The 5,410-nt window shown below is 65.6% G+C and carries 4 protein-coding genes; all 4 read right to left on the bottom strand.

The genetic code is table 11. The features are described 5' to 3' along the window. Positions 1-192: 192 nt before the first annotated feature. Positions 193-516 carry an AzlD domain-containing protein gene (locus tag ACRCSW_RS02915; protein ID WP_438702488.1) on the bottom strand — a complete coding sequence of 108 codons (324 nt, stop codon included), beginning with the start codon at positions 514-516 and terminating at the stop codon, positions 193-195. Further along, positions 513-1,199 (bottom strand): AzlC family ABC transporter permease, encoded by a 687-nt coding sequence (locus ACRCSW_RS02910; protein ID WP_438702487.1) that lies wholly within the window; start codon positions 1,197-1,199, stop codon positions 513-515. The genes ACRCSW_RS02915 and ACRCSW_RS02910 overlap by 4 nt, the downstream gene beginning before the upstream one ends. A gap of 125 nt (positions 1,200-1,324) precedes the next feature. Continuing rightward, a complete protein-coding gene (locus tag ACRCSW_RS02905) occupies positions 1,325-2,380 on the bottom strand; it encodes an IS481 family transposase (RefSeq protein ID WP_438702486.1) in 1,056 nt (351 codons plus the stop codon). Between the two features lie 135 nt (positions 2,381-2,515). After that, positions 2,516-5,359: an aminomethyl-transferring glycine dehydrogenase gene (gene gcvP / locus ACRCSW_RS02900; RefSeq protein WP_438702485.1), complete on the bottom strand. Its 2,844-nt coding sequence runs from the start codon at positions 5,357-5,359 to the stop codon at positions 2,516-2,518. Positions 5,360-5,410 lie beyond the last annotated feature (51 nt).

Genomic DNA, 5,410 nt, shown 5'->3' with positions numbered 1-5,410 from the left:
GGGCGGTCAGCTGGGCCTTCTCCTCGTCGTTCATCCCGTCGATGAAGGCATGCAGCTGACCCTCGCCCACCTCCATCTCGCGCGCGAGGTAGATGACCTGAACGACCTTGCTGGGGCTGATCTCAAGCATCGGCGGTCTCCCGTGGCCTGCAATGATATCGTCGCGCAGACCGGGCCGCGGCGCAAGGGCGATCAGGCCATGGCCCAGACGGTCAGGCCATGCACCAGCGCACCCGCGAGCGTGGATGCGACGACCGAGCGGCGGGTGGCGAAGACGGCGATGACCGCCAGCGTGCCGGTGACAAGCGGGACCAGTTCCGACGGGACAAGCGAGAGGGCGGGGAGGATCGAGGCCACGAAAAGCGTGCCGATGGCGGCGGGGCCGGTCGCGGCCAGGAACCGCGCCATGATGCCATCGGGCGGAAGGTCCGCCGGTTTCATCCGGGTCGGCAGCACGCGGAAGGCCCAGTTGGCCGCCCCGGCCATCAGGGCGACGATCATGAGGTCGGTGTTCATCGCCTGATCACCCCCGCCACCGCGCCCGCAATCATGCCGGCAAGGATTCCTGTGGTGGTGCTGACCGCAAGCGTCATGGCCACGGTCACCGCCCCGGCCACTGCGATCACCGGCAACTGCGCCCGCGTCAGGATCGACAGGAGCAGCGCCAGAAACAGCGCGGGCAGCATGAAACCAAGCCCCGCGCTTATGGCGGGATACCCTTCCAGCGCACCGCCCCCCGCATAGGCGCCCAGCGCGGTCCCCGCGAGCCAGCTGGCATAGGCCCCGATGCCAAGGCCGAACATGTAGGGTTCGGAAAACCGCTGCCCCCGCGCCAGTGCGCCCAGAGCTTGTCCGAAAACCTCGTCGGTCAGCCCGAACGCCCAGGCCCAGGCGTAACGGGTGCTGGCGTGCTCACCCGCCTCTTTCATCAGCGCGGGGCCGTAGAGGACATGGCGCAGGTTCATCGCGATCAGGGTGAAGGCCGACACCAGCACCGGCGCGCCGGAGGTTAGGAGGGCAAGCGCCAGGAACTGCGACGCGCCCGCATAGATGATCAGCGACAGGGCAAAGGCCTCGACCGGGGTGAACCCCGCCCGGCTGGCGGCGACGCCGAAGGAAAAGGCGATGGGGAAATACCCCATCATGATCGGCAATGCAGCGGCAAGGCCGGTGGCGAAACTGGTGCGCGGGTCGGTCATGACGCGCAGGGCTAGCGCGGCGGGGGGGGTGGGTCAACCCGGGGCCCAGAGAGGGTTAGCTTTAAGTTTGGACATCGGCTTTGCCAGACGTTTCGGTCGTTCATAGGCGTGCAATCAACGCCGCTCTATGAACATCCTTTTCGCGACCGCAAAGACGGAAGATCTCCGCAAGCCTTTCGCGGGTCGGAAGAGAAACAGTCTGCGATCCGACCTCTAACTTTTTGAATCCGGTCGGTGTTGTGTCTCGTGAGATTGGCGATGAGTTCGTTTGGTGCCTTGTAGTCGAGGCATCGGAGGCGGGTGTTGTTGTAGCCTGCGACGAATTTGATGATGAAGGCATTTCGGGCCGCATGGGTCTCGAAGCTGTTCTTGCCGCGGTTTCGGTCGGTCTTGGGATGAGCTGCGAGGCTTTCGGCGAGGCGACGATTGAAGCGCTCAACCATGCCATTGGTCTGCGGGCGGAAAGGCCTGGCGAGGATGTGCCGGATGCCCCGGGCGGCGCAGACGCGATCAAAGGCATGCGCGCCCGAGGGCTTGCCTTCAGGTTTTCCGGGCTTGTCGACGGCATAGCGGTCGGTGAACTCGGACCCGTTATCGCTGAGGATCGTATGCACGGGGATCGGGAAGGCGGCGAGAAAGCGGGTGAGGAAGCCCGCACTTGTGGCCGCGCTGCGATCCGGCAGAATCTCGAGGTAGACAAAGCGCGTGGCCCGGTCGATGGCGACATAGGCATAGGCGCGGCGGCGGTCCAGCGCGGTCAGATATTTGACATCGACGTGGATGAAGCCAAGCGGCCGGTCGGTTTCGAAGACCGAGGCGGCTTGTGTGGGCCGCGCTGGGCGCTGCGACACGCCATGCCGCTTCAGACACCGATGCACCGCGGCGCGCGAGATGTCGGGGCGCAGGCAGCGGCGCATGACCTCGGTGATGTCATCGAGCGAGAGCGCCAGCCGTCTGCGCAGCTCGACCGCGATCACCTCTTCTGCGGCGTCGAACCGGGTCTGGAGGCGGTGCGGTCGGTGCGAGCGGTCCGCGGTCGTCTGCCGCCCCCGCCAGCGCCGGATGGTCGTCTCATGCACACCAAGCTCGGCGGCCAGCTCGGCCACCGACCTCGTGCTCGACTGAATATAGGCCCGCGTCTTCGGCGTCGTCGTCGCGTTCGCATGCAGCCGCGTCAGCATCCCAGCATCTCCCTTACCAGAGCGATGCCCAAGACTACACCAATTCCGTCACGCCAATCCCCCGAAACAGAACACGAAGGCCGGGGCCTCTGGTCTATCATGCCCAAGGTCACGGCCCCATAGAGGCGAAAGCTGCTACTCCGCCGCTTCCATGTAGCTTTCGACCGGCGGGCAGGTGCAGACGAGGTTGCGGTCGCCGTAGACGTTGTCGACCCGGCCCACGGGTGGCCAGTACTTGTCCACCTTGAAGGCGCCGGGTGGGAAGCAGCCCTGTTCGCGGCTGTATTTGCGGTCCCAGGCCTCGGTCACCAGCGCGGCGACGGTGTGTGGCGCGTGGCGGAGCGGGCTTTCCCCGGCGGTGATCTCGCCCTTTTCGACCGCAGCGATTTCGTCGCGGATCGAAAGGAGGGCGGTGACGAAGCGGTCGATCTCGGCCTTGGTCTCGCTTTCGGTCGGTTCCACCATCAGCGTGCCTGCCACGGGCCAGCTCATCGTCGGCGCGTGAAACCCGTTGTCGATCAACCGCTTGGCGATGTCGTCCACGGTCACGCCGACCCCGGCAAAGGGCCGGGTGTCGAGGATGCACTCGTGCGCCACCCTGCCCTTGTTGCCCATGAACAGGATCGGATAGGCCCCCGAAAGCCGCGCCGCGATGTAGTTGGCGTTCAGGATCGCGACCCGCGTCGCCTGCGTGACACCCGCGCCGCCCATCAGCAAACAATAGGCCCAGCTGATCAGGAGGATGCTGGCCGACCCATAGGGCGCCGCACTGACCGGCCCCTCGGCACCGCCGGTTTCGGGATGCCCCGGCAGGAACGGTGCCAGATGCGCCTTGACGCCGATCGGACCCATGCCCGGCCCCCCGCCGCCATGCGGGATAGCGAAGGTCTTGTGCAGGTTCAGGTGGCTGACATCCGACCCGATCTCGCCCGGCCTCACCAACCCGACGAGGGCGTTCATATTGGCGCCGTCCAGATAAACCTGCCCGCCATGCTCATGCGTGATCCGGCAGATTTCCTTCACCGTCTCCTCGAAGACCCCATGCGTCGACGGATAGGTGATCATGCAGGCCGCCAGCCGGTCACCCGCCGCCACGGCCTTGGCCTTGAAATCCTCCAGGTCCACATCGCCGTTCGGGGCGGACTTCACCACCACAACCTCCATCCCCGCCATCTGCGCCGAGGCGGGGTTGGTGCCATGCGCCGAAACGGGGATCAGACACACGTTGCGCCCGTGATCCCCCCGGCTCCGGTGATAGGCCTGGATGGTCAGAAGCCCGGCATACTCCCCCTGAGCGCCGGAGTTCGGCTGCATCGACATCGCGTCATAGCCGGTGATCTCGCACAGTTTGGCGGTCAGATCGTCGATCGCCTCCTTGTAGCCCAGCGCCTGATCGGCGGGCGCGAAGGGGTGCAATGACCCGAACTCCGGCCAGGTGATCGGCATCATCTCCGCCGCCGCGTTCAGCTTCATCGTGCAGGAGCCCAAGGGGATCATCGCCCGGTCCAGCGCGAGGTCGCGGTCGGAAAGGCGGCGCATGTAGCGCATCATTTCGGATTCCGCCCGGTTCATGTGAAAGACCGGATGCGTCAGGTAATCGGTCTTCCTCACCATCTCCTCGGGGAAACCCAAAGTCGCCCTGTGCGGCGGCACCCCGTCGATCCCGAAGGCGCGCAACACACGGATCAGCACCTTTTCGTCCGAGGTCTCGTCCAGCGAAATCCCTACGCGATCAAGGCCGATCTTGCGGAAGTTCAGCCCCTCCTGCCGGGCCGCCGCCAGAATGCCCGCCTGCCCGACACCGACCTCTACCGTGATCGTATCGAAGAACGCCCTCGGCGACACCTTCGCCCCCGCCGCCTTCAGCGCCCGTGCAAGGCGGTTGGTCAGGAAATGCACCCGCTCCGCAATCGCACGCAGGCCCTTCGGGCCGTGGAACACCGCGTAGAACGACGCCATCACCGCCAGCAGCGCCTGCGCGGTGCAGACGTTCGACGTCGCCTTCTCGCGCCGGATATGCTGCTCCCGTGTCTGGAGCGACAACCGGTAAGCTTTCGTCCCGTTGGCATCAATCGACACGCCGACGATCCGCCCCGGCATCGACCGCTTGAGGTCGTCCTTGCAGGACATGAACGCCGCATGCGGCCCGCCATAGCCCAAGGGCACCCCGAACCGCTGGGACGAGCCCACCGCAATGTCCGCCCCCATCGCCCCCGGTTCCTTCAGCATGCACAGCGCCAGAAGGTCCGTCGCCACGATGGCAATCGCCTTCGCCTCGTGCAGCCGCGCAATCTCGGCGCTGAAGTCCCGCACATGACCGAAGGTCCCGGGATACTGGAAGATCGCGCCGAACACGGCCTGCGGATCAAGATCCTCCGGCGCGCCGACAATCACCTCGATCCCCAAAGGCAGCGCCCGCGTCCGGATCACACCGACCGTCTGCGGATGGCAGCTCTGATCGACAAAGAACGCCCGCGCTTTCGTCTTGGCCGACCGCTCCGCCATCGTCATCGCCTCGGCCGCCGCCGTCGCCTCATCGAGAAGGCTCGCGTTCGCCACATCAAGCCCGGTCAGATCGCAGATCATCGTCTGGTAGTTAAGCAACGCCTCCAGCCGCCCCTGCGCGATCTCGGGCTGGTAGGGCGTGTAGGCCGTGTACCAGGCCGGGTTCTCCAGAATGTTCCGCTGGATCGCAGGCGGCGTTACTGTGCCGTAATAGCCCTGCCCGATCAGACTGGTCATAACCTTGTTCTTCCGGCTGACCTCGCCCATCCGCGCCAGAAGCTCATGCTCAGCCAACGGCGCCCAACTCAACGGCTTCGACTGCCGGATCGAGGGCGGGACCGTCTGGTCGATCAACTCATCCAGCGAGCGGACACCGACCGCCTTCAGCATCTCCTCCATCTCGGACGGAGACGGGCCGATATGGCGGCGATTGGCGAAGTCGTAGGCGTCATAGTCGACAGGCGTGTAGGTCATCGGTGTCGCTCCGGGCACTCGCGCAGCCCGCTCCTCATTCATCTGTCCAAA

Source organism: Tabrizicola sp. (assembly GCF_051645465.1).
Lineage (GTDB): Bacteria > Pseudomonadota > Alphaproteobacteria > Rhodobacterales > Rhodobacteraceae > Tabrizicola.
Note: the sequence above shows the minus strand (reverse complement) of the source record. Positions and strands in the feature narration are given on the sequence as shown.

Bases quoted from the DNA above. Each gene is read 5' to 3' on its own strand.
- ACRCSW_RS02915 (WP_438702488.1), bottom strand. From the start codon at position 516: ATGAACACCGACCTCATGATCGTCGCCCTGATGGCCGGGGCGGCCAAC.
- ACRCSW_RS02910 (WP_438702487.1), bottom strand. From the start codon at position 1,199: ATGACCGACCCGCGCACCAGTTTCGCCACCGGCCTTGCCGCTGCATTG.
- ACRCSW_RS02905 (WP_438702486.1), bottom strand. From the start codon at position 2,380: ATGCTGACGCGGCTGCATGCGAACGCGACGACGACGCCGAAGACGCGG.
- gcvP (WP_438702485.1), bottom strand. From the start codon at position 5,359: ATGACCTACACGCCTGTCGACTATGACGCCTACGACTTCGCCAATCGC.